Origin of the sequence: Mobiluncus holmesii ATCC 35242 (assembly GCF_000185445.1) — a bacterium.
Classification (GTDB): Bacteria; Actinomycetota; Actinomycetes; order Actinomycetales; family Actinomycetaceae; genus Mobiluncus; species Mobiluncus curtisii.
In genome coordinates, this window is record NZ_GL622346.1 from 433,673 (window position 1) to 455,706 (window position 22,034).

At 57.2% G+C, this 22,034-nt stretch carries 21 protein-coding genes and 1 tRNA gene; 13 read left to right on the forward strand and 9 right to left on the reverse strand.

Annotation, left to right across the window (positions count from 1 at the left end; translation table 11 throughout):
* Positions 1-109 precede the first annotated feature (109 nt).
* The 3 genes from HMPREF0576_RS01810 to HMPREF0576_RS01820 are packed head-to-tail and all read left to right on the forward strand — an operon-like array spanning position 110 to position 3,360.
* Entirely contained in the window at positions 110-1,513 is a 1,404-nt protein-coding gene (locus HMPREF0576_RS01810) for an ABC transporter permease (protein ID WP_004008110.1), read from the forward strand.
* Positions 1,510-2,718 (forward strand): ABC transporter permease, encoded by a 1,209-nt coding sequence (locus HMPREF0576_RS01815; protein WP_245527304.1) that lies wholly within the window; start codon positions 1,510-1,512, stop codon positions 2,716-2,718. The genes HMPREF0576_RS01810 and HMPREF0576_RS01815 overlap by 4 nt, the downstream gene beginning before the upstream one ends.
* A 9-nt stretch (positions 2,719-2,727) precedes the next feature.
* A complete protein-coding gene (locus HMPREF0576_RS01820; RefSeq protein ID WP_004008108.1) occupies positions 2,728-3,360 on the forward strand; it encodes an ABC transporter ATP-binding protein in 633 nt (210 codons plus the stop codon).
* 44 nt (positions 3,361-3,404) lie between these two features.
* Here HMPREF0576_RS01820 and HMPREF0576_RS01825 read toward each other — a convergent pair whose 3' ends face one another.
* Positions 3,405-4,844 carry a sodium-dependent transporter gene (locus HMPREF0576_RS01825; RefSeq protein ID WP_004010478.1) on the reverse strand — a complete coding sequence of 480 codons (1,440 nt, stop codon included), beginning with the start codon at positions 4,842-4,844 and terminating at the stop codon, positions 3,405-3,407.
* 420 nt (positions 4,845-5,264) lie between these two features.
* On the opposite strand from HMPREF0576_RS01825, the gene HMPREF0576_RS01830 reads away from it, so the two are divergent.
* A complete protein-coding gene (locus HMPREF0576_RS01830; protein WP_004008105.1) occupies positions 5,265-5,549 on the forward strand; it encodes an HU family DNA-binding protein in 285 nt (94 codons plus the stop codon).
* Positions 5,550-5,677: 128 nt separating this feature from the next.
* Positions 5,678-5,986 carry a DUF3039 domain-containing protein gene (locus HMPREF0576_RS01835; RefSeq protein ID WP_004008104.1) on the forward strand — a complete coding sequence of 103 codons (309 nt, stop codon included), beginning with the start codon at positions 5,678-5,680 and terminating at the stop codon, positions 5,984-5,986.
* Here HMPREF0576_RS01835 and HMPREF0576_RS01840 read toward each other — a convergent pair.
* The gene (locus tag HMPREF0576_RS01840) at positions 5,983-7,320 is read right to left on the reverse strand and encodes a nicotinate phosphoribosyltransferase (RefSeq protein ID WP_004010481.1); all 1,338 of its coding nucleotides are present in this window, start codon (positions 7,318-7,320) and stop codon (positions 5,983-5,985) included. The genes HMPREF0576_RS01835 and HMPREF0576_RS01840 overlap by 4 nt on opposite strands.
* A 154-nt stretch (positions 7,321-7,474) precedes the next feature.
* Between HMPREF0576_RS01840 and HMPREF0576_RS09365 the strand changes: the two genes are divergently transcribed.
* The 4 genes from HMPREF0576_RS09365 (at position 7,475) to murI (ending at position 9,668) form a co-directional block, all read left to right on the forward strand.
* Positions 7,475-7,624 carry a hypothetical protein gene (locus HMPREF0576_RS09365; protein ID WP_004008102.1) on the forward strand — a complete coding sequence of 50 codons (150 nt, stop codon included), beginning with the start codon at positions 7,475-7,477 and terminating at the stop codon, positions 7,622-7,624.
* A 73-nt stretch (positions 7,625-7,697) separates the two neighbouring features.
* A complete protein-coding gene (gene clpS / locus HMPREF0576_RS01845; RefSeq protein WP_004008101.1) occupies positions 7,698-8,000 on the forward strand; it encodes an ATP-dependent Clp protease adapter ClpS in 303 nt (100 codons plus the stop codon).
* Between the two features lie 15 nt (positions 8,001-8,015).
* Positions 8,016-8,840: a DUF2017 family protein gene (locus HMPREF0576_RS01850; protein ID WP_004010482.1), complete on the forward strand. Its 825-nt coding sequence runs from the start codon at positions 8,016-8,018 to the stop codon at positions 8,838-8,840.
* An 18-nt stretch (positions 8,841-8,858) separates the two neighbouring features.
* Positions 8,859-9,668 (forward strand): glutamate racemase, encoded by an 810-nt coding sequence (gene murI / locus HMPREF0576_RS01855; protein ID WP_036324154.1) that lies wholly within the window; start codon positions 8,859-8,861, stop codon positions 9,666-9,668.
* Positions 9,669-9,686: 18 nt separating this feature from the next.
* Here the strand turns inward: murI and HMPREF0576_RS09370 are convergent, their stop codons facing one another.
* The 5 genes from HMPREF0576_RS09370 to HMPREF0576_RS01875 all read right to left on the reverse strand — a co-directional run bounded on the left by HMPREF0576_RS09370 (position 9,687) and on the right by HMPREF0576_RS01875 (position 13,074).
* Positions 9,687-9,851 (reverse strand): hypothetical protein, encoded by a 165-nt coding sequence (locus tag HMPREF0576_RS09370; protein WP_004008098.1) that lies wholly within the window; start codon positions 9,849-9,851, stop codon positions 9,687-9,689.
* Between the two features lie 34 nt (positions 9,852-9,885).
* Complete coding sequence (locus tag HMPREF0576_RS01860) at positions 9,886-10,155, reverse strand: hypothetical protein (RefSeq protein ID WP_231294218.1); 270 nt, start codon at positions 10,153-10,155, stop codon at positions 9,886-9,888.
* 223 nt (positions 10,156-10,378) lie between these two features.
* Positions 10,379-11,074 (reverse strand): RdgB/HAM1 family non-canonical purine NTP pyrophosphatase, encoded by a 696-nt coding sequence (gene rdgB, locus HMPREF0576_RS01865; RefSeq protein WP_004010484.1) that lies wholly within the window; start codon positions 11,072-11,074, stop codon positions 10,379-10,381.
* The gene (gene rph / locus HMPREF0576_RS01870) at positions 11,071-11,844 is read right to left on the reverse strand and encodes a ribonuclease PH (protein WP_036324476.1); all 774 of its coding nucleotides are present in this window, start codon (positions 11,842-11,844) and stop codon (positions 11,071-11,073) included. Before rph ends, rdgB begins: the two co-directional genes overlap by 4 nt.
* Before the next feature lie 12 nt (positions 11,845-11,856).
* Positions 11,857-13,074 carry a YlbL family protein gene (locus HMPREF0576_RS01875; RefSeq protein ID WP_004010486.1) on the reverse strand — a complete coding sequence of 406 codons (1,218 nt, stop codon included), beginning with the start codon at positions 13,072-13,074 and terminating at the stop codon, positions 11,857-11,859.
* Positions 13,075-13,092: 18 nt separating this feature from the next.
* Here HMPREF0576_RS01875 and HMPREF0576_RS01880 point away from each other — a divergent pair, with 18 nt between their 5' ends.
* Complete coding sequence (locus HMPREF0576_RS01880) at positions 13,093-14,607, forward strand: zinc-dependent metalloprotease (RefSeq protein ID WP_004010487.1); 1,515 nt, start codon at positions 13,093-13,095, stop codon at positions 14,605-14,607.
* Here the strand turns inward: HMPREF0576_RS01880 and HMPREF0576_RS01885 are convergent, their stop codons facing one another.
* Complete coding sequence (locus HMPREF0576_RS01885) at positions 14,608-15,624, reverse strand: hypothetical protein (RefSeq protein WP_004010488.1); 1,017 nt, start codon at positions 15,622-15,624, stop codon at positions 14,608-14,610.
* Positions 15,625-15,798: 174 nt separating this feature from the next.
* On the opposite strand from HMPREF0576_RS01885, the gene HMPREF0576_RS01890 reads away from it, so the two are divergent.
* On the forward strand, positions 15,799-17,358 hold the full coding sequence (locus tag HMPREF0576_RS01890; protein WP_004010489.1) for an ATP-dependent helicase: 1,560 nt from the start codon (positions 15,799-15,801) through the stop codon (positions 17,356-17,358).
* Positions 17,359-17,385: 27 nt separating this feature from the next.
* On the opposite strand, the gene HMPREF0576_RS01895 is transcribed toward HMPREF0576_RS01890, so the two are convergent.
* Entirely contained in the window at positions 17,386-18,087 is a 702-nt protein-coding gene (locus tag HMPREF0576_RS01895) for a hypothetical protein (RefSeq protein WP_236589574.1), read from the reverse strand.
* Between the two features lie 312 nt (positions 18,088-18,399).
* Here HMPREF0576_RS01895 and HMPREF0576_RS01900 point away from each other — a divergent pair, with 312 nt between their 5' ends.
* Together HMPREF0576_RS01900 and HMPREF0576_RS01905 are read left to right on the forward strand one after the other, a co-directional pair.
* Positions 18,400-21,738: a UPF0182 family membrane protein gene (locus tag HMPREF0576_RS01900; RefSeq protein ID WP_004010491.1), complete on the forward strand. Its 3,339-nt coding sequence runs from the start codon at positions 18,400-18,402 to the stop codon at positions 21,736-21,738.
* 96 nt (positions 21,739-21,834) lie between these two features.
* Positions 21,835-21,908, forward strand: a tRNA-Met gene (locus HMPREF0576_RS01905).
* The last annotated feature ends 126 nt before the right edge of the window (positions 21,909-22,034 follow it).

Genomic DNA, 22,034 nt, shown 5'->3' on the forward strand with positions numbered 1-22,034 from the left:
GTGGTGCCCTGGTCTGAGGACGAATCGACGGGTTAATACCCTGGTATGAGGCTCCACGAGGGCGGGTGCCGCCGCAGTTGCTTATGCTTACTGAGCAAAGAAAATCACTATGCTTACGCTAAACACCACGACAGGAGGGAATCTATTGTCGTTCGTAGGAAGGTCCTGGCGTTACGTCGCCCGGAAACGAATTAAAACCATCATCATTTTCGCTATATTTCTGGCGATGTCTACGGTGCTGATGTCCGCTAATGCCGTGTCCCGCGCTACTGACGCCACCGCGGCGGAAATCGATGCAAAAACTGGACAGGGATTTGTGCTGGGAAACAATCCCCAGTTCAACACCGGCACGCCGCGAGGCGCCGGAAACGTGAAGCCCGCCGACATTAAAAAACTCGCCTCGCTGGACGGAGTGCAGAACTACGTCGCCCGCCAGAACGTCACCGCTGACCTGGTGGACGCCACAGCCCAAAAGCTCGACCGTCAAGACTATGACGAAACGAAAGAAGCCCAGTTCGGCAACGCCGTGAACGTGTGGGGAGTCAACGACACCAAGATGGATAATAACTTCCGCTCCGGGGCGTTAAAACTGGTGGCAGGTCGCCACCTGAATGCCCAGGACAAAAATAAATCCATCATCAACCAGGACTTGGCAAAAGCCAATCACCTGACCATCGGCAGCAAACTGACACTCAAGGGCAACCCTTATGACGCCGATAACCAAAACCACTCGACTAATGAAGTCACCACCGAAATCGTCGGACTCGTGTCTGGCTCAAACGCAGACCGGGCGGTATCGCGCAACGAACTGTTTTCTAACACCGTGTTTACCGACTTGGACACCACCCGGACGCTGTACAACGTCACACCTGCCACCGAAATCTATCAAGATGCGAACTTCTTTGTGAAAAAGGGCGCCAACTTTGACGATGTGGTGAAAGCTGCCGCTGCCAAAGACATCGACTGGCGCAGCTATCAGTTGAGCCGCTCGACCCAATACCTCGCCGGTATCACCGGCGCGATTGACGGGGTTCGTAGTGTCATGACCACCACCACGATTGCTACCTTTGTGTTGGCAGGAGCCATTTTGGCGCTGGTGCTGTGTCTGTGGCTCAACGAACGCAAGAAAGAGACGGGAACCCTGCTGTCGATGGGGGTGACCAAAGCGAGCATTATGGCGCAGTACGCCCTGGAGCTAATCTTTATTGCCGTTCCTGCTTTCGTCCTGTCCTATTTCGGGGCGGGAATGCTGGCGCAGGGGATGGGCACTTCCGTGCTGTCCTCGGTCAATCACCAAGCTGCTCAAGAAATGGCGAAAGCCGGTCAGTTTGGGGCGGATATGGAATCTTCGGCGTCTATGAAGACGCTAGAGAAACTCACCGTCGACCTGAGCCTGGCATCCGCTGGTCAGATTGCAATCACGGTGCTGGTGCTGATTGCGATAGTCGTGGTCATTGCCTCCGTGCCGATGCTGCGAAAAAGCCCGCGTGCCCTGTTGGTGGATAACAAATGAACGGGGTATGGTCACGTTCTTGGCGTTCGGTCATTCGCCGACCGCGTCGCAGCCTGCTGATGGTGGCGATTATTACCCTGGTGTTTACCGCCCTGGTCGCCCAGTCCGGGGTAAAGTCCACCATGTTGAGTGTGCGCGATGCCATCAGCTCTAACGTTTTGGCGGGGTTCACCGCCACCAGCCAAACCGGTCAGCTCCCGGACCAGACCTTGAAACAACTCGCTGACCTGCCGGGAGTCAAACGCCACGCCTATGAAGGCGAAGCTGCAGCAAAACCGGAAAATGCCAGCCTGGTCAGCGCCGCCAGCGGAATCCAGCTGGACCCCGAGTTTGGCGGGGATTTGCTGGGAATCAAAGGCACCAGCGATTCGTCGCTAAACCCAGAGTTCTTGGGGAAGATTTATACCTTGGAACAGGGCTCTCACATCGGTAAACCTGGTGTTGAGGCGATGATTCACCGCGACTTCGCGCGGAAAAATTCCCTGCACTTGGGAGACACCCTGGAACTGCGCCACGAAAACACCGTGGTGCGGCTGAAAATCGGGGGGATTTATTCCGGGAAAGCCGAAAACCGTACCGGGCTGCCCTCGGGGAACTCCGAAAACCAAGTGTTTACGAACCTCGACGCCCTGCAAAAGCTCGGCGGTCAGGTCAGTACCGCACGTTACTTTACCGAGCGAGCTGACCAACTGCCCCAGGTCCTGAAAGCCGCTCAGACCACGGCCCCCAAGCTGAGCCTGGAAAACAATTCGGCGCAGTTCGCCGATGTGCTCCAAGCCATTTCCGGCGTCGACCAGATGCTAGGAATGCTGCTGTGGGGATTCTGCCTGGCAGGAGCGCTGGTATTGGCACTGGTGGCGACATTCTGGGTGCGCTCGCGATTGCCCGAGATTGGTATCTTGCTGTCCCTGGGCAAGACGAAACTGGAGGTCGGGCTGCAGTTCCTCCTGGAGGCAGTCATATTTGGGGCGCTGGGCGCCGTGCTGGCAGTCATCCTGGGACGGCTGCTGTCAAACAGCTTGGGTCAGCTGGTGCTGTCCAAAGCCGGGAATGAGACGTTAGCGGCGCTAGAGCCTGCCAACGGAATCGCGGGGAATGCGATGTCCCTGGGACTGGGCTTCCTGGTCATCATCATCGCGCTGGGGCTGGCGCTGTTCCCCATCATGCGTCAAACCCCGAAATCTATTCTTTCCAAGTTGAGTTAAGGAGAAAAAATGAGCATTTTACAGTTGGATCACATCGATTACACCTACAAAGGTGCCGGGGCAAAAGTCCTGGACGACGTCAACTACGAGTTTCAGAAAGGTAAGTTCTATGCCATTCTGGGAGCCTCCGGGGCAGGCAAATCCACGATGCTGAGTCTGCTGGCAGGACTCGATGCCCCGACCGCGGGTACGGTCCTATTTGACGGGGCAGACATCGCGAAAAAGGGTTATTCCTACCATCGCAAGCACCAAATTTCCCTGGTGTTTCAAAACTACAACCTCATCGACTACCTGACTCCGCTGGAGAACCTGCGCTTGGTCAACGCGAAAGCCAGCACAGAAATGTTGGAAAAGTTGGGCTTGGACGCGAAAGAAGCGAAACGCAACGTCCTGTTGCTGTCCGGCGGGCAACAGCAGCGGGTCGCCATCGGACGCGCCCTGGTGTCCGCAGCGCCGGTCATTTTGGCAGACGAACCGACCGGCAACCTGGATGAAGCGACCGCCGCGGGAGTGACAGAAATCCTGCAAAAGGCTGCCCACGAGGAAGGCAAATGCGTCATTGTGGTGACTCACTCCAAAGAGCTCGCCCGCAACGCCGACGTGACCCTGCGACTACAGCGACGCAAACTTGTGGAACTGTAAAGTTTTGCCTCCGGTCGATTTACTCGCCGGAGGCAAAACTCTTTTTAGAAGCTGATAATGCCGAACGTTTTCAACACGCTGGTGATAAAGATTGCCACCAGCAGGATGGGGGCGACGTATTTAATCATCACACCCCACAGCCCGGCTCTTTTGAACTCCCCAGAGAGACGCACTTCGTCAATGAGTACTGCTGGCTTCTTTCGCCACCCAAAGAACAGACACATCAACAAACCACCCAGTGGCATCATCACCGAGCTGGTCATAAAGTCCAGGAAGTCAAGTATGGTCGACCCCTCACCGAGAGGCTGAATAAACGACAGGGAGCTGTAGCCCAAGGTCACGATGATTCCCGCAGAGCTGAGCACCACGACAGTGACCAACAGGGCTTGGCGTCGTTTCCATGCCAGAGTGTCCTGCAAGATGGACACGCAGGCCTCCACCAGGGAAATCATGCTGGTCAGAGCGGCAAACATGACCAGCAGGAAAAACACGAAACCGATACCGGTAGCGATTCTGCCAAACTTATCAAACACCTCCGGGATAACCAGGAACATCAGGGACGGTCCGGAATTCTTTGCCACGGCGTTGGCAGAACCCAAGGTCGCGAACGTGGCGGGAATAATCATCAATCCCGCCAGCAGGCTAATCCCCAGCGTGGTGCCGGTCGTTTGGAGGGCTGAGGACGCCACCGAGACATCCTTTTTCATGTAAGACCCGTAGGTGACCATCGTCGCCGCACCCAGCGACAGACCAAAGAACGTCTGCCCCAGAGCGGCGATGAGCAACTCTAGTGAAAACTTGGAAAAATCGGGAACCAAGAAATATCGCAAACCGTCCAAAGCGCCGGGCTGGGTCAAAGTAAAGATCCCAATCAACAGCGAAACCAGAATCAGCGCCGGCATCATAATCAGGTTAGCGCGTTCCACCCCACCGTTGACCCCCAGTGCCACGATGATGAACGTAATCGCCCCGAACAGCAGCATGAACGCCACAGATTGCGGACCGTCAGAGATGAATGCCCCGAAATTATCGCCTCCGTCAGCCAGTTCTTTCGTCATGCCGGCGGCGTAGGCGAACATGTAGCGGGTCACCCAGCCGCCCACCACGCCATAATACGAAGCAATGATGAAGGGGACCGCGGCGGTGAGCATTCCCACAAACCGATATTGCTTACCGAAAGATGCAAACGCCATGATGATGGATTTGCCCGTGTTCCGCCCTAGTGCAATTTCCAACACCAGCAGCGCAACACCCAAGGTCAGCATAAAGAGAAAGAACACAAAGATAAACGTGCCCCCACCGTAGTGCGCCGCCAGGTAAGGGAAACGCCAGATAGTGCCCAATCCGACCGCTGAACCGGCTGCCGCGAGGACGAAACCGAGTTTTCCTGACCACGAGGCTCGCTGCTCGGGGACCACACTGACATCTACCAAAATAATCTTCCTTTGTCTTTTCGATTTTGCAGTGGGGACAGCCGACGGCATTTTGGGTTGTGAAACCAGCCGGGGCTCTCTCCGCAGAAATCTTACATTCCCAACCCAAAAAGACCGTATTTTGGATGCGTTGGGGGATAGTCGGGGCGGTCGGGGCAACGTTTGTGGCGCACCAGCCCGGTGGAGCGAGTGACGTGACCCGCATCGGTTAGTTCCGTTCGTGACCCCGACCAGCCGCGCCACGAAATGTCGCTAGGGAAGTGCGCGGTACCGACCCGTCGGGATGCCCCGCAGCAAGGCTAAAATATGAGGCTTTTGTGGTCGTTGTGAAACGAGTGCATCCAGAGGGTGGAAAACCGCGGAAAAATCGAGATTTGTTTGCTAACTCGCTGACAAATGCGCTAAATTTGCGTAGTCTCTAATGGAGGATTTCACCAAAGTGAAATCGACGATCTATCCGAAAGGAATCACATGTCTGTGAATCGTACTGAACTTGTTGCCGAGATCGCCAAGAAAGCCGGTCTGTCCAAGACCGAAGCTGACGGCGCTCTGTCTGCTTTCCAGGAAATCTTGATTGACTCCCTCAAAAAGGGCGAAACCGTGAAGGTAACCGGTCTGATGAATGTGGAGCGCGTTTCTCGTGCCGCTCGTACCGGTCGCAACCCCCGCACCGGCGAAGAAATCAAGATTCCCGCTGGCTACGGCGTTAAGATTTCTGCCGGCTCCACCCTGAAGAAGGCTGTGTCCAACAAGTAATCGAAGCATCTCGTACGAAGCGGTCGCCCCCGTGGCGACCGGCTTTGTTTTTAGGGGTGTCGCTCGGACCGAGTCTGCCACCATCACAGCCCAGGCTGACCCGGGCGGTTACAGGTTACAATGGTGGCATGAGCGAAACAACTGCGGGTCAGCCCCTGACTCAAGGTGGCACGGCGGTGCTGGAACGCACCGAAACCGAACTGAAACGTAATCCTGGTGACAACGAGCGTTATGCCCACTACGTGCGCAAAGACCGAATTACCGCCTCGGCTGTGACCGGTCAAGCTGTCATCGCCCTGTGCGGCAAAGTCTGGGTGCCGATGCGCGACCCTAAGAATTTTCCGATTTGCCCGGCGTGCAAAGAAATCATGAAATCTATGAACGGGGACCATAACGGTCAACCCGGCTGGCCCTTTTTCGGTGGCTCTGAGAGCTAAAGGTCCACGTATTCTGTGGGGATAGCCACTTCGCCTTCGCTCAAGCGCCACGCCTGATAAGGCAGTTCGTTACGGACCTCGATGTGGTGCTGCTGAGCGCGCTGCAGGGCATCGGGACCAATCCAAGATTTGTCAATAGTCCCGTCGATTACGAAATCCCGCTGCAACGGGCGAGCCTCGTGACTCGCGAAGTATTCCGTAGCAGCCTCCCGGTTCGGGGCAGTCACCAGCAGCTCGGTCATGGCAGTGTGATCCTCAATAGCGCGTCCCGCCCATTTCAATCCGCCCCGAGTCGACTTCTCAACCGAGCGTTTCGCCACCGATTCCAGATTCCCGTTTGCGTCCTCACGAGCGACCAGCTTGTAGACCAGGGCAGCGGTCGGAATCCCCGAACCGGTCACCAATCGGGTGCCCACCCCGTAGGAATCCACTGGCGCGGCGCCCAAACCGGCAATAGCGTATTCATCCAGATCATTGGTCACCGTAATCTTGGTGGAAGTCGCCCCCAAATCATCGAGCTGTTGGCGAACTTTAAACGCGCCTGCCACCAGGTCACCCGAATCCAAACGAACCGCACCCAGTTCCCCCCCGGCAGCTCTGGCAATTCGCACCGCTTTCTCGACGGCAGCAGTCACGTCGTAGGTATCTACCAGCAGTGTAGTGTCCGGACCCATCGACTCAATCTGAGCGGTGAAAGCGGCTTCTTCATCCTCAAACAGCAGGGTAAAGGCGTGGGCAGCAGTGCCGATAGCGCGAATCCCGTATCGTTTCCCGGCCTCTAAGTCAGACGTACCCTGAAAACCGCCAATTTGTGCGGCGCGAGCAGCGGAAACAGCCGCCCGCTCATGTACCCGGCGCGCCCCCATATCCAGACAGGGCCTGCCGTGAGCGGCAATGGTCATCCGGGATGCCGCCGACGCCACCGCACAGTCGAAGTTCAAAATCGACAGCAGGTAGGTTTCCAACAGGCAAGTCTCGGCAAACGTCCCGCGAACCGTCAAAATTGGCGAATTCACCATGAATACTTCGCCTTCGGGATAGCCGAAAATGTCGCCGGAAAACTGGTAATCCTCCAGAAACTTAATCGTTTTCTGTCCGACGATTTTGTGATCCGAGAGGTATTTCAGCTGAGAATCATCGAACTGGAAACGCTTGAGTCCCTCCAAAATCCGCGCCACCCCAGCCATCACCAGGAAACGCCGCGAAGCGGGAAATCGTCGGGTAAAAATCTCAAACACGCATTGGCGCTGTCCCATCCCGTGCTCCAAAGCGGAGTCCACCATGGTCAGCTCGTACATATCAGTCAGTAAGGCAGTCGATTCGCGCGTGTTCATAGGTATAACTATAGTCGCGTCCGGCGGGTTTTCCGTTTCAACTTGGAGACGCCGGCATCCCGCTCGCGCGTTTACCTGTCACCAGGACGGGGATAAAGCCGGCATCTGTTCATTCCCGTCTCGGTGGCGTGACGGGAGCCGGTAGCATAAAGCTATGCGCAAGGATGATGCTGATTCCCGTAAAAACCTAGTTCCCCACGTGTCAAATGCCCACAAGCTCGGCAGCGGCAGAGTGACCAGGGCTGTCGTCGCCCTCCTGGTGGTGCTGCTCCTGGCAGGTTTGGTCGGTTTACTGGTGCTCTAAGATGCTGGTGGAGCTTTTTGCTTCGAGGCGCGGTAATCCTGCGCGCCTGGTCAAAAACCTTTAACCTTAAAGCGTGAGTATTGTCGAACCCGGTACCGAATATGCTCCGTCTGCGGTCGCCCAGCTGGACCGGGTCCTTCCCGGTCAGTGGAACACAGTGGTGTGGAACGACGCCGTGAACCTGATGAGCTATGTGACCTGGGTGTTTAAGACCTATTTCGGGTACTCGCACGAGCGCGCGGAGCACCTGATGAAAGAAGTCCATTTTAAAGGTCGCGCAGTGGTGAGTGCGGGAACCCGTGAACAGATGGAAGCTGACGTGTTGGCGATGAGTGAATACGGGCTGTGGGCGACGCTCGAACAGGAAGCTGATTGAGGGGGACCGGACACGATGCGTGCATTTGCAGCGCTGAACGCGCCTTCAGAAGGGTGGTTCAGCAGGGTTGAGCCGCACGAGGCGGTCTTGCTGGCGGGGATTTTCGAGGAACTGGCTGACGCGATGGAAGCCGAAGAACAGCGCGACGTCCTGGACATGATGGGGGTGGACCTCGAGCCGAATTCCCCGAAAGAACACACTCTCATGTTTGAGAAACTGTTGGGAGTAGATACGGTGTCTTCCATCACCTCGCGTCCCGAACTGCACAGCGCCAGCGAGGAAACAGAGACGGAAACGGACCTCAATCAGCCCCACGAACAGCCTGGTGAATCCGCCACCCCACGCCGCGGAAACACCGGCTTTGAACCGAACTCACGGGGCATGACCGACGATCAAACCTTAGCGGCGCTAGACTTCGACCCCCTGGGTCCGCGTCCATGCCCAGCGAACCCCTACATTGCGGCAATCTTGCGCCCCATGAGCCAGGACCCGGAAGAAGCTGCGGAACTGCGCGCCTTGACCACCCCCGATTTGGCAGCGAAAAAAACTGCTGCCATGCGAACGGTCGCTGAAAGCCTGCGGTGGGCTGCCCACAGCAACGGTGCCGTGATGGTGAAGCCGGAAGCCTTGAAAGTGTGGGTCACCGCTATCAACGATGCACGGTTGGCTTTGGGGTGGTCCTTGGGCATTGATAACGACACCAGAGCGGAAGAAGTCGAGCTGATGGCGGAGTCCGACCCGGAGACCGGGGTCTACACAGCTTACGAAATCACCATCGCCAGCATTTATAATGCTTTGTCGTGGTGGTTGGAAACGTTAATGTATGCCGTTGATGGTTAGAACGCAAAGGATTTGATAGTGAATAACGCACCCATTGGGATTTTTGATTCCGGGCTGGGCGGGCTGACAGTGGCTCGTTCTATCATCGACCAGCTGCCGGGTGAATCGGTGACTTATATCGGAGACACTGCCAATAGCCCCTACGGCACCAAACCGGTGGAACGAGTCAAAGAACTGTCCCTGAGCGTCATGGACAAGCTGGTGGATCGCGGGGTAAAGATGCTGGTCATCGCCTGTAACACGGCTTCGGCTACGGCAGTATTTGCGGCGCGGTCAAAGTATGATGAGTTGGGGATTCCCGTCCTGGAAGTCATTTCACCAGCCGTGCATCGTGCCGTGTCCGCTACCCGAAATGGGCATATCGGGGTCATCGCTACCCACACCACTATTGAAACGGAAACCTATCAACGCGCCCTGCACGCTTACCAGCAAGTGCAGGTCAGCGCGAAAGCTTGCCCGGCATTCGTGGACTTCGTGGAACGCGGCATTACTTCGGGTCCGGAATTGCTAGCGGTAGCGCGAGAATACTTGGAACCAATCCGTGATGCCGGGGTGGACACCCTGGTGTTGGGCTGCACTCATTATCCGTTGCTTTCCGGTATCATCAGCTACGTTATGGGACCGGAAGTGACTTTGGTTTCTTCTGCCGAGGAGACTGCTCACGATGTCTATCGTCAACTGTTGGACAAGGACTGGTTGAACACAGATGACGGCGCAGATACGGTAAACCCCCGTTACCAGTTCTTGGCAACGGGGGATACGCAAACCTTTACACGGCTGGCACGCAGATTCTTGGGACCGGAGGTCACTGCGGTCGAGCGCGTGTGAAAATCAGATTACTGAACCTTAGGCGTAAACGTCGAGCCCGCCTTGCGGGTTCATGACCTTTAGCGCTGCGGCTGCCGTAGCAGCTTTAGTCGCGGTGGCTGTCTGTGCAGCGACAGCCGTTACCATCAGGGCTTTCATCGTTTCTGCGTCCATAATCGGCGCAGCGCCAGAAATTGGGTTCATGACTCCGTCCTTTCCTCAGTACCTCGGATAACCGTCACAGCATGACATCGAGGTGCGAATTCGATGACTTGTAGGTGTGCGGCAAATCCGCATGGGTCGGTTGTGAAGGACCAACGACAGGCTTGAATTCAGCAACGTTACCGTTCAAGGCACTGTGACCGCCGGTAGCCGCAGCCTCGGTTTTCGAGGTGTTCGAAATGGGCTCGGGCTTGTCTGCTTTCCCACTGGGCTCCGGAGCCGGGCGGGTGAAAGCCTGATTTGTCAACGCGGGGTTTATCGCCCCAACTACATCTGTTGAAAGCATAATTTCCTCCTGAAACTCTGGCGAAGTTAAACGACTCCGCGAGGGCAATCCTTTGCTCTCACCGTCCATTGTGCCATTTTGACCCGTGAAAGGCTAGACTGCGGGGAAAAATCAAAGAAAAATTCTCCCTCCTTACAGGCGACTCACAGATTTTGTCAGGACAATTGGGTAGCGTCGGTTGCGCCCCAGCGCGATGAGGGCAGTCCGGAGGGGGACGCCGCCGTTACCGGGTGAGACGAGTGCGAACCCCCAGCATTGCCTCGAGCTGCGGAGCAATCTGGCTAAAGGCTTTGGCGCGGTGTGAAATAGCGTTCTTGGCGTCCTTGCTGAGCTCACCATTGGTGGCCTCCTGACCGTCTGCCAGGAAAATTGGGTCGTATCCGAAGCCATTTTTTCCCTTCGGCTCGCGCACCAATCGTCCGCCCATAACCCCGTTTCCCAGGTATGTTCCGCCTCCCGGAATCAGCAGCACCGCGGCACAGATAAAAGCTGCCGTGCGATAGCCATCGTCAATGTCTTGCAGCTGGTTCAACAAAAGTTCCAGGTTGGCGCGGTCGTCGCCGTGATGCCCGCACCACCGAGCGGAGAAAATTCCTGGGGAGCCACCCAAAATATCCACGCTCAAACCGGAGTCATCTGCCAAAATCGGCACATCCACCACGCTGGCCAAGGCCCGTGCCTTAATCAGAGCGTTGGCAGAGAATGATGTACCGTCCTCGCGCGGTTCTGGCGCTCCCAACGTGCCGGCGGCGACAATCCCCCCAGGGCGCAGACTGGGCACCAAAGGACGCAAAATTTCTTCAACTTCCCGAACTTTGTGGGTATTACCCGTAGCCATCACCACCTGAGCCTCCGGTGGCAGTTTCAGTTTCTGAGCGTTCTTATCCCGCAAATCCGGTACAGAAGTCAAAATACTCACGCGATTACTCCATCTGTTAGCGTCAGCACCGCTCCGGGTGCGCTGTCTACTGCCGCGCGCTGCAGCCGGGTTAAGTCACGGCAACCAGCCTGTGCTAAATCCAGCAAAGCGTCCAGCTCGGCACGGCTAAACGGGGCGCCTTCTGCGGTTCCCTGTACTTCCACCAGGGATCCGGAGCCGGTCATCACCACGTTCATATCAGTTTCGGCACGAGAATCTTCCTCGTAAGGCAGGTCCAGGCGGGGGATGGAATCAATGATACCCACCGAAATAGCACAGACCGAGTCACGGGTGGGATTGCCGGGGATAAAACCACTGTCCCGCCCCACGGCAATGGCGCACTGCAGGGCAATCCAAGCCCCGGTAATCGAGGCGGTACGGGTGCCCCCATCGGCTTGCAAAACGTCGCAGTCTATCGCAATAGTGTTTTCCCCCAGCGCGGCGTAATCCACCGCAGCGCGCAACGCCCGTCCGATGAGTCGGGAAATCTCTGAGGTGCGCCCGCTGATTTTCCCTTTGACTGACTCGCGGGTGTTACGGGTGTCGGTAGCACGGGGGAGCATGGCATACTCGGCGGTGACCCAGCCCAAGCCAGAATCTTTGCGCCACCGGGGGACCCCCTCCGTTAAGCTGGCGGAACACAGCACCCTGGTGTTCCCGCAAGACACCAACACGCAGCCCTCCGGGGCGCTGACCCAATCCATGTGCAAAGTCACCTCGCGGAGCTGGTCCATCCGACGACCGTCTGCGCGCTCAATTCTCTCAGTCATATCCACAGTCTATTATTTCTGGGCGGGAACCGTGCATTGAGGCAGGTCAGAGGTCTTTCCGTCGCGGATTTTTTGCACCGCGTCCAGTGCTTCGGAAAACGTGCCGATTTTTGTCACCGTCAGCCCTTTCGGGATATGACCCACGACTTCGTCACAGTTCTGGGTCGGAGCCAGGAAAAACTTAGCTCCGTCAGCTTTTGCCCCCGCCATCTTTTGGGCAATTCCGCTGATAGGACCGACTTTTCCAGCCAGGTCGATAGTCCCGGTTCCGGCAATCACCGATTTCCCCGTCAGGTGTTCGGGTGTGAGCTGCTCCACTATTCCCAAGGCAAACATGGTCCCTGCGGAAGGTCCGCCCACGTCTTGCAGATGGAAAGTGATGTCGAGGGGAATCTTTACATCCGAAGCCAAATAGATGCTGAGTTGCGAACCTTTCCCGATTTTGCCTTTTGGTAATTTTGCCGGAGCAGTTTTCATACGCACCGTCTGGGCTTGTCCATCGCGGACGATGCCGAGTTCTATAGTGTCGCCGCCCGGCACTCCTTCCAGGAATTTTCGCAAGTCCTCGACCGTGTGGACAGTCACCGGGGTTTGACCAGGTCGGGCTATGGTCCGTACCACGTCTTTGCGATGCAAGACTCCGAACGCGGGGGATTTCTTGGCAACTTCAGCCACAGACCAGGTGATTTTCACGTTATATCCCAAGGTTTCCAATGCCACCGCCTCGGCAGAAAGCTGGGATTGGTCCATCTGTTGCACGCCGAGTTTCTTAATATCTTTGCTAGAGACGTTGCGGGGATAGACCACATCCACCGGCAAGATGGTGGCATTCGGGTTAAATGCTGCCATAATCAGGTCCCAACCACTGACCATGGAACCGGGCCCGCCCAGGGAAGAAACCGTGGTCATGCGGAGTTGTCCGTTGTGATTCGGATAGGTTTTCGCGCCTTTTACCTCGATGAGGGGAGTCTGCTTAGAATCCTTACCCAGTACGTCAAAAGTCGGTCCGGGATAGTTGATGACCACCGGGTAGGAATAGAGGAACAGAAAATACCCGCCCAGGACGATGAGGACGAGACCCCAGACCCAACGACTCAAAGACCAGCGGGAGCGGGTCGGTTTGGGCGCGTCAGCAGGGTCTTCTGGTGGCGCATCAGTTCCGGATGCAAGCGTCAGTGAATCTTTGGGTACGGGCGTGTCCGCCCCCTTATCCAGCGCATCGGTGTTCATCACGGATACTATAGTCTCATGGATGAAAGTGAGATGCCTGACTGGGCTCAAATGCTGCGCCAGGTTTTTGGCGAGGAAAAAGCCCGCGAGATGGAAGAAAAGCTCCGTTCCGGCACCCCGTTTTCGGCGTTTTCTGGTGGAGAAGGTATTTTTGCTTTCCCGTTACAGTCGCTGCTGTCCAGTTCCGATGAACCGGTGAACTGGGACTTGGCGCGCATGACCGCCTTGGGGCGCCTGGGCGGGGCAACCCAAGTGGTGACTTCCGCGGATGCCGACCGAGTGCGTCAAGCTCTGTCAGAAGCGAATTTGCGTCTCGACCCGGTCACTTCGCTCACGCCACCCCCCGCCAGCTATGCTGCCCTGTCCGTACCAAAGTGGCTGGATGCCTCGTCTGAAGTCTGGAAAATCTTGGTTACCCCGGTGGCTGCGAAGACGTCTGATTCTATGAAACAGGCATTGTCTGCGCACATTGCGGACGGGGATTTACACGTTGAGATTTCTTCCGGACCACCCGAGCTGCATCAGCTGATGGGGCTGTTTTCCAAGGACGGTGACCCGGCGTCGCTGAATCTGGATTCCCTGCTGGGGGTGTTGAGCTCAAATCTGTTTGGGCTGCAGTTTGGTCAGGCCTGGGGGACTTTAGCGGCGGAGAGTTTCGGCTCGACCGACATCGGGCTGCCGGTTGGAGAGGTGAATCAAGCGGCAATAGTGCTGGAAAACGTGGAAAAGTTCGCTGCCGACATCAGCCTGGAAGTCGAGCCGGTGTTGACCTTCCTGGCGACTCGTGAAGCTGCCTACGTGCGGCTTTATCACGCGGTGCCGTGGTTGCGGATGCACGTCATTAAAGCGATTGAGGACTATGCGAGGGACATCAACTTCGATTTGCAGGCGATGGAGTCTGCCCTGCAAGGGCTGGACCCGATGGATCAAGATGCCCTGCATAGACTTATTGCCCAAGGCGTGCTGACTCCCAGCCAGACGAACAACCAAACCGCGGCGAAACAAAGTCTGGAAACCCTGCTGGCAATCATGGAGGGCTGGGTCGACATGGTGACCACGCGCTGCTTGGCAGGGGCGTTACCCCAGATAGGCGCTTTGCGAGAGATGATGAATCGGCGCCGCGCCACCGGTGGACCGGCAGAAAAAGCGTTCGCCGCCCTCATCGGCTTGGAACTGCGACCCAAACGATTGCGCGAAGCCAGCGCCTTGTGGTCCAAGCTGGTGGCAAAGCTCGGAGAAGCCGGGGCAGAAGGCTTGTGGGACCACCCGGACCTGCTGCCGGAGGAAAGCGACTTCGACGCCCCCGACCAGTTCGTGGCGCGTTTGGCAGGAGAAGGTCCGAAAGACCCTCTGGAAGCCGATTTAGAGGCCATGCTGCAAGGGACTTTGGGATACGCCAAAGGGTTGGAACCCGGTATCGACTCGGAGGGTGACGCGGAGGTGTCACAAGACCGTTTTGGTACCGATTCTCCCGATGGTTCCGGTGACGGGACGGGCCCGGATAGCCCGCAAAATCCCGCTTCTGACGCTTAGTCAGGCAGCGGGAACTGTCCGTGCCCGCTTCGCAAATGCCGGTTCTGGAGGGACGTCAAGTTCCATCGGGAGGTAACTACAATCGCATTCCGGGTGAGACTCAAAGTGCCGCGTGGTGACGGCGCCATCCACCGAGATACGTGTGACATCGCCGGGATGCAGAGCACGGCAATCTAGGAACGCCAGAGCCTGCGCTGCCGCAATCGCTGCCCCCACTCCTGCCAACGCGGTTTCTACCCGTGGAAATGCTGCCCAGTGCAGGTTCGCGGCGCGTTCTGCCAGGTGCGTCACCGCTGTGGCTTGGTGCAGGGCGAGACAGGATGTACACGGTGTCAGTCCGGGCACGACCAACGGTCCGACCTCAACAAAATCGTGGCCTGCCACCACTGCCAGGAAAGGTTGATTGGTCTGCATCGCTTTTTGTGCCGCTACCGGATCGGGGATGCCCCAGCTGAACTGCACCGCCAAGTCCGCCACGATTCGCTGCGTCGTCACCGTGGCGTGCCGTCGACGCTGTTCCACCAGGTCTTTCGTGGTGAGCCGCGGATGGGGGGCAGTTTCCAAGTCCGGTTCGGGACTGCGGGTGGAGGTGGGGACCTGAATCTTGCCGATGCCGGCGGCGCCCAGTTCCACCGCCAGCAGTTGTGCCATGCGGTCGGCTCGATTGAGGGAGACGCTCAGTTTTTGGCGAAGCCGATAGGTGCGGCGCATCTTGGCGCCCCCCACTCGTGACCAAAAACCGTCATCGGGACCGCCGTACAGGCGGGGATTGCGCAGTTGCAGCAGTTCCGCATCAGCCAAGGTCCGCAGCATTTCCGAGACTCTGGTCAAGGGGATGCGGCAGGCTTTGGCAAAATCGGACAAATCCGGGCGGGTACAGCCTGCCACCAGGCGTTGCAGTAGCTGGAACTCTTTTTCGGAACATTGCGGAAAGTGAAACATGGTTTCCAACCCGGCGCACAGCTCGGCGGAGCCATCAGGTAGCCGAACCAAGTGAATACCCTCATTTAGTTTCATAATATATCACCTCTATTCAAAGCATCTCAAAACATATATAATAAACTCAAATGACAATTTAGAGCTTGTGGATAACTCAGCGTCCAGGCTGGACAGACCCCCGGTTTCGTGCCGTGTCGACCGGCGTGGGACACTTGAGGAAACCCGGAAACGCGGGATTGAGAGGAGGTAACCGTGGACCGTAAGCGTCAGGACGCGCTGCCCAGCCCGGAAGTGAGCGCCGCCCAACTGCTCGATGACCTAGATGAACAGCAACGCGAGGTCGCCCAGCACCAGCACGGAGCACTGTGCGTGCTAGCGGGGGCGGGTACCGGAAAAACCAGGGCAATTACCTACCGCATCGCCTACGGGGTGCGCAGCGGTCAGGTCAATCCCGAAAACGTGTTGGCGCTGACATTCACCCAAAAAGCCGCGGCAGAGATGAAAACCCGCCTGGAAGGTCTGGGGGTGGGACAGGTCTGGGCGCGCACATTCCACTCCGCGGCGCTGGCGCAAGTCAGGCATTTTTGGCCACAGGTTATGGGGGGGACCGTGCCCACCGTGACCGGGCTGAAAGCGACCCTGGTGACGGCAGCGGGAGTACGTTTGGGGCTGAACCTCGGAAAAGCGCAGGTGCGCGCGCTGGCGGGGGAAATTGAGTGGGCGAAAGTTTCACTAATAGACCCGTCGCATTATGCCCTGGCAGCGCGAGCGGCAGGGCGCGAAGCCGTAGCCGATTTTAGCACCGAGCGAGTGGCAGAACTGCTGGACGCCTATGAGGACGCGAAAATAGCGGCAGAAATGCTGGATTTTGAAGATATTTTGCTGCTCTGCGCGGGCATGATGGATGAACGCGAGGATGTGGCGCGGACCATCCGCAACCAGTACCGCTACTTCGTGGTGGACGAATATCAGGACGTCTCACCCCTGCAAAACTACCTGTTGATGAGCTGGTTGGGTCGCCGCCGTGATCTGGCAGTAGTGGGGGACGCGGCACAAACCATCTACTCTTTTGCCGGCGCCACTCCGGAATACTTGACCGAGTTCACCCAGACCTATCCCGAAGCGAAGGTTGTGGAACTCATCCGGGACTACCGCTCCACTCCTCAGATTGTGAACTTGGCGAATCAGGTTCTCGCCCAGGCAAAAGGCACGGACGGTAGACCTCTGGGGGGTACTGTCCGTTTGGTATCCCAACGTGAAACCGGTCCGGAAGTGTCATGGTTCGTGGCGCCGGATGATGAAACTGAAGCCAAGGAAATTGCCCGCCGCATTCAAGACCTGCTGGCGGAAGGTCTGTCGCCCCGCCAAATTGCGGTGCTATTCCGCACCAACGCCCAAGCTGCCCTGTTCGCGGTGGCGTTGGGGGCGAAACGAATTCCTTTCGTAATCAAGGACCAGGTCACGAAACTAGCGGGAGGAACCGCGAACAGCGGGACAGACACGGAGGACGACGAACCCGGCGGCGTAACGTTAGCTTCCCTGCATTCTGCAAAGGGACTCGAGTGGGAAGTCGTGTTTCTGGCAGGAGCCAGTGAAGGGCTACTGCCCATCAGCCTCGCCCAAACCGCTGCGACCATCGAAGAAGAACGTCGCTTGTGCTATGTCGGGGTGACGCGGGCGCGCAGCCGACTTATCGTGTCTTTTGCCAAAGCCCGCCGTGACGGTTCCTCTCAAGAGCGTGAGGCGTGCCGTTTCCTGGCTCCGTTTTGGCCTCACCGCAGTGCCACGCTGCGGCGTTCCGGCAGGCACTAGACTCGGTTCGGTCGGCGCTAGCGCAGGTCAAGAAGCCGTGTTTGAACCACCGTTGATGCCGTTGGTAATCAGCTGCAGCAAATCCGCGACTAACGCCGGGCCCTGTTCAATATGCTCCGGGTCAGTGTCGAAGCGCGGGTGCACGACCGACCAGGCTTCAGTGCGGGTGGCTGCCACAACGAAGCGGGATCGTTCTTGACCGGCAGTCTTTTTCTCCAGGTAGGCTTGCCGTTCCTGGGGGTCAGCGGGGGCGTCTGCCATGTCCGCGGCGGTCAACATGGCGTTCGTTTCATAGAGCACCGCCACGCCTTCGATTTCGTCGCTCCATACCACGCGCCCCAGCTGTTTTAAGAAATCTAAACCGTCATCGTTGGGCAGCTGGAAAGGCAATGCAGTCAACGATTCCGGATCTGACTCGGCGGTATCACGCATCGCGTTGACCAGCTCATCCGGAGCATGTCCGGTCAGCATTTGGGCGGCATCCCCGGTCTTGTGCAGAGTAAAGAGCTGACCGGTTTGCAGGTCTGTCAGTGGTTCGGCATGGGCGTCAATCTCCCACACTACCCGCACAATAGCGGGAATCTCAGCCGGGACGGGAACCTGTTCAGACGCGGGGGGTACGGATTCTTCTCCGGTCGGGGTCGGGCGGGAGTCCCCATCGGGAGTAAATGACATCCCCATTACGGTCCCGCCGGGAAAATTCGTTAAAGGATTGCTTGACTCACTCATGATTTCCATTATCCCATCAAAAGTTGAAACTTCGGGGAATCACTCAGGTGAGCGGTCACAGTGGACGAAAAATGTCCCGAATGGAAGAACACCGAGGTTTTGTGGAAAGATGGCACTTGAGTACCCGATTTGAAACTGAGGTGTTAAGTGAGTACAGGGCATCCCTCCAACGGTTCATTCTTTGGCAACATTTTTGCCGGTCCTCCGGGGGGTGTTTCGCGTGGTCCGGGCGGGATGCAGCCGCCCCGTATGCCACGTCCCGCTGCCGGGGGAACGAATTCCGCTCCGCAGGGTGGAAACAAGACATTGGGCATGGTCGTCGCGATTATCGCGGTGCTTATCGCCGTGGTAGGTGTCATGTCCAAAGTTTGGGCAGAACTGGCTTGGTATCAGCAGCTGGGTCGCATTTCCGTGGTGTTGACAGCCTGGGGGTGGCGCATTGGTCTGGTGGTCGTGGCAATGTTGTTGGCGGCCGCGGTGACATGGGTGAACTTGATGATTGCGGCACAGGCGAGTCCCGATGCTTCGCAACGCGGCAAAGCTAAGAAACGTCGCAACGCGGAACGCAAGATGGACGCGGCGAAACGCCAAGCGCAGCGTAACGGTAAAAAAACTAACCCAGATACCGGTAAGCAGGAAAAGCCAGACTCGCAGAGTGATGAAACTCTCTACCCAGGCGAACAGTCAACGGACCGTAAAGGTGCCGACAAGCCTGCTGACTCGGAAAAAATTATTGACTTGGATGCTGAGTTTGAAACGGTCTTTGACACGGCTGATTTGGAGGAGGAATTCCGGCGTGCTACCCGCCGCTCCGAGCGTCCCGCGGTGGCAGCCCTGCACGATACTCTGCAGCCGTGGCGTAAATTCCTGATTGTGGTTCTGCCGCTGGTGGTGGGTCTGATGGTCGCCACCCCGTTGATTTCGCAGTGGGAGTTGTTCGCGGCATGGTTCCACCGGAGTAACTTTGGGGTCAAGGATCCCATCTTCGCACGTGATTCGTCATTCTTTGTGTTCTCTCTGCCAGTATTTTCCGAGTTGACCACCCTGCTGTTCTATGTGGTGGTGGCTGCCGGAATGTTTACCCTGGGTCGCTACTATCTGCAAGGTAACTTGTCCACGAAGATTGCTGAAATCCCCAACCGCACCCGGATTCATATTTCGGTGTTGCTGGCTATCCTGGCTGCCATCATCGGCCTGCGCTACTACCTGGATCGGTTCGTGCTGCTGCTGGGCACGCACGACAAATTCTCCGGGGCGTCCTATACCGATATTCATGCCGTCCTGCCAGCCAAGAACATCTTGGTAGGGATTTCCTTGGTCATCGCGGTATTGTTCATCATCGGTGCATTTCGGAAGTCTTGGGTCATTCCCGCCACCGGGGTCGGTGTCATGGTGCTGTCATCAGTGCTGGTGGGTGGGCTATACCCGTGGCTGGTGCAGCGGTTCCAGGTCGATCCTTCCGCGCAGGAACTTGAAGCGCCCTACATCTCGAACAACATCAAAGCGACTCGTGACGCCTTTGGAATCGCTGACGTAAAGGAAGAAACCTATAAAGCAACCACGGAGGCGACTGCCGGTCAGCTCCGGTCGGACAGCGAGTCTACCGCCTCGATTCGTCTGTTGGACCCTTCAGTAGTGTCCCGCACTTTTGGTCAGATGGAACAGAACCGGCAGTACTATCGTTTTGCCTCCAACCTGGCGGTAGATCGCTACACGATTGACGGCAAGGCACAAGACACCGTGATTGCGGTTCGCGAGCTGGATACGAACCAGCTGGGCGATTCTCAAAAGTCCTGGGTCAACCAGCATACGGTGTTCACTCACGGTTTCGGGGTCGTTACTGCCTACGGTTCCAAGGTTGAAGGGGACGGTTCTCCGGCGTTTTGGGAAAAAGGTATCCCTTCCCAAGGCGAGTTGGGTGAGTATGAACCGCGGATTTACTTTGGTCAGTTCTCGCCGGATTATTCCATCGTGGGGGCGCCAAAGGGCGCGCCGAAACGCGAGTTTGATTACCCTTCGGATGTAACTCAGGACAAGGGCGTGAACAACACCTTTACGGGTAAAGGCGGACCCAGCGTGGGTAACCTGTGGGAGAGGCTGATGTATGCCCTCAAGTTCCGTTCGTCTGAAATCTTCTTTTCTCAACAGGTCAATAAATCATCCCAAATCCTGTTTTATCGTTCTCCCGAAGAACGCGTGGCGAAAGTCGCCCCATACCTGACATTGGATTCGCGGGCTTATCCCGCGGTCGTGGACATGGACGGCGACCCGAAAACCCCGAAACGGGTGGTATGGATTGTTGACGGTTACACGACCTCGAACTCCTACCCGTATTCAAACCACATGGATTTGAACACTTCTATCTCTGATTCGCGCAACATTGGCTACGGCTACCAAGTCATGAATAACGTGAACTATATGCGCAACTCGGTGAAAGCCGTGGTTGATGCCTACGACGGTTCGGTCCATCTGTACCAGTGGGACGCGAAAGACCCCATCGTCAACGCTTGGAGTAACGTGTTCCCCGGTCAGATTGAGCCGCTGAGTTCGGTTTCTGGCGATTTGATGGCGCACTTTAAGTATCCTGAGGACCTGTTCAAAGTGCAGCGAAACCTCATTGCGCGCTACCACACGACCGACCCGCGTTCGTTCTATTCCGGTTCGGACTTCTGGAAGCTGCCTGATGACCCGACTCACGAGGGTTCCCAAACCGTCTCGTCAGCGCTGCAGCCTCCCTACTATCTGACTATGAAAGCCCCCGGTCAGGAATCGACCGAGTTCTCACTGTACTCGACCTATATTCCTTACGGACAATCGGACCGAAACGTGTTGACCGGGTATTTGACGGTGGACTCGGAAACGGGATCAGAGCCCGGCAAGATTCGTGACGGGTATGGCAAGCTACGGCTGCTGTCCTTGCCCTCGGACCTGGCAGTTCCCGGTCCGGGTCAGGTGTCCAACAAGTTCAAGACCACCGATACGGTCTCGCAGACCTTGAACCTGCTGTCCCAGCAATCTACCGAAGTTGTTCGTGGTAACCTGCTGACTTTGCCAGTCGGCGGGGGGCTGCTGTATGTCCAGCCGGTGTATGTGCAGGGTAATTCGGGTACGTCCTATCCGCTGCTGCGTTTCGTGCTGACATCTTTCGGTGACAAGATTGGTTTCGCCCCGACGCTGCAGGCTTCCCTGGATCAGCTATTTGGCGGTGACGCCGGGGTACAGACTTCTGAAAATGACGTGCCGGGAGCTTCCGGTGCGGATGGTGAGCAGAGCCCTGCCGAACCGAATTTGACGCCGCAACAGCAGCTCCACGCGGCTCTGAACGGCGCATGGAAGGCAATGGATGATGCGGACGCGGCTATGAAGGCAGGCGATTGGGAAGCCTACGGTAAGGCTCAAACCGAGCTAAAGCAACAGCTGCAGCTGGCTTTGACCTTCGATGGCGGGGCGCCGTTGCCTTCGGACGCGACGCAGCCGGCAAATCCCGCCGACACGCCCGGTGCTCAGCCGAGCGTCCAGCCAACTACCCAGCCCAGCGGCGCAGCGACCCCGGCGGATAGCCCCAAGGTGAAAGCCTCTGCGGCCAGTCCCAAGGCGAAATCCACCGAGGCAGCCAGCGCCCGTCCACAACCCCGGAAATCCGCTAGCTGACACGGAAAGTGCCGCAACGGGCTTGTGACCCCGACCCGTGGCGCCCGCCAAGTTGAGGTAAAACCTCAGAACTGGTAAAGTGTACGGGTCGCTTGACGCGGGGTGGAGCAGCTCGGTAGCTCGCCGGGCTCATAACCCGGAGGTCGTCGGTTCAAATCCGGCCCCCGCTACTAAATAAATACCCCCTGAACTGCCTCTTTGCTTGGTTCAGGGGGTTTCTTTTTGTCTGTAACGAGGGCTCGAATACGGGGGATTTTCGCGTGTCTGCTGTCTGGCGTGTCGAGAGCTGTCGGGTG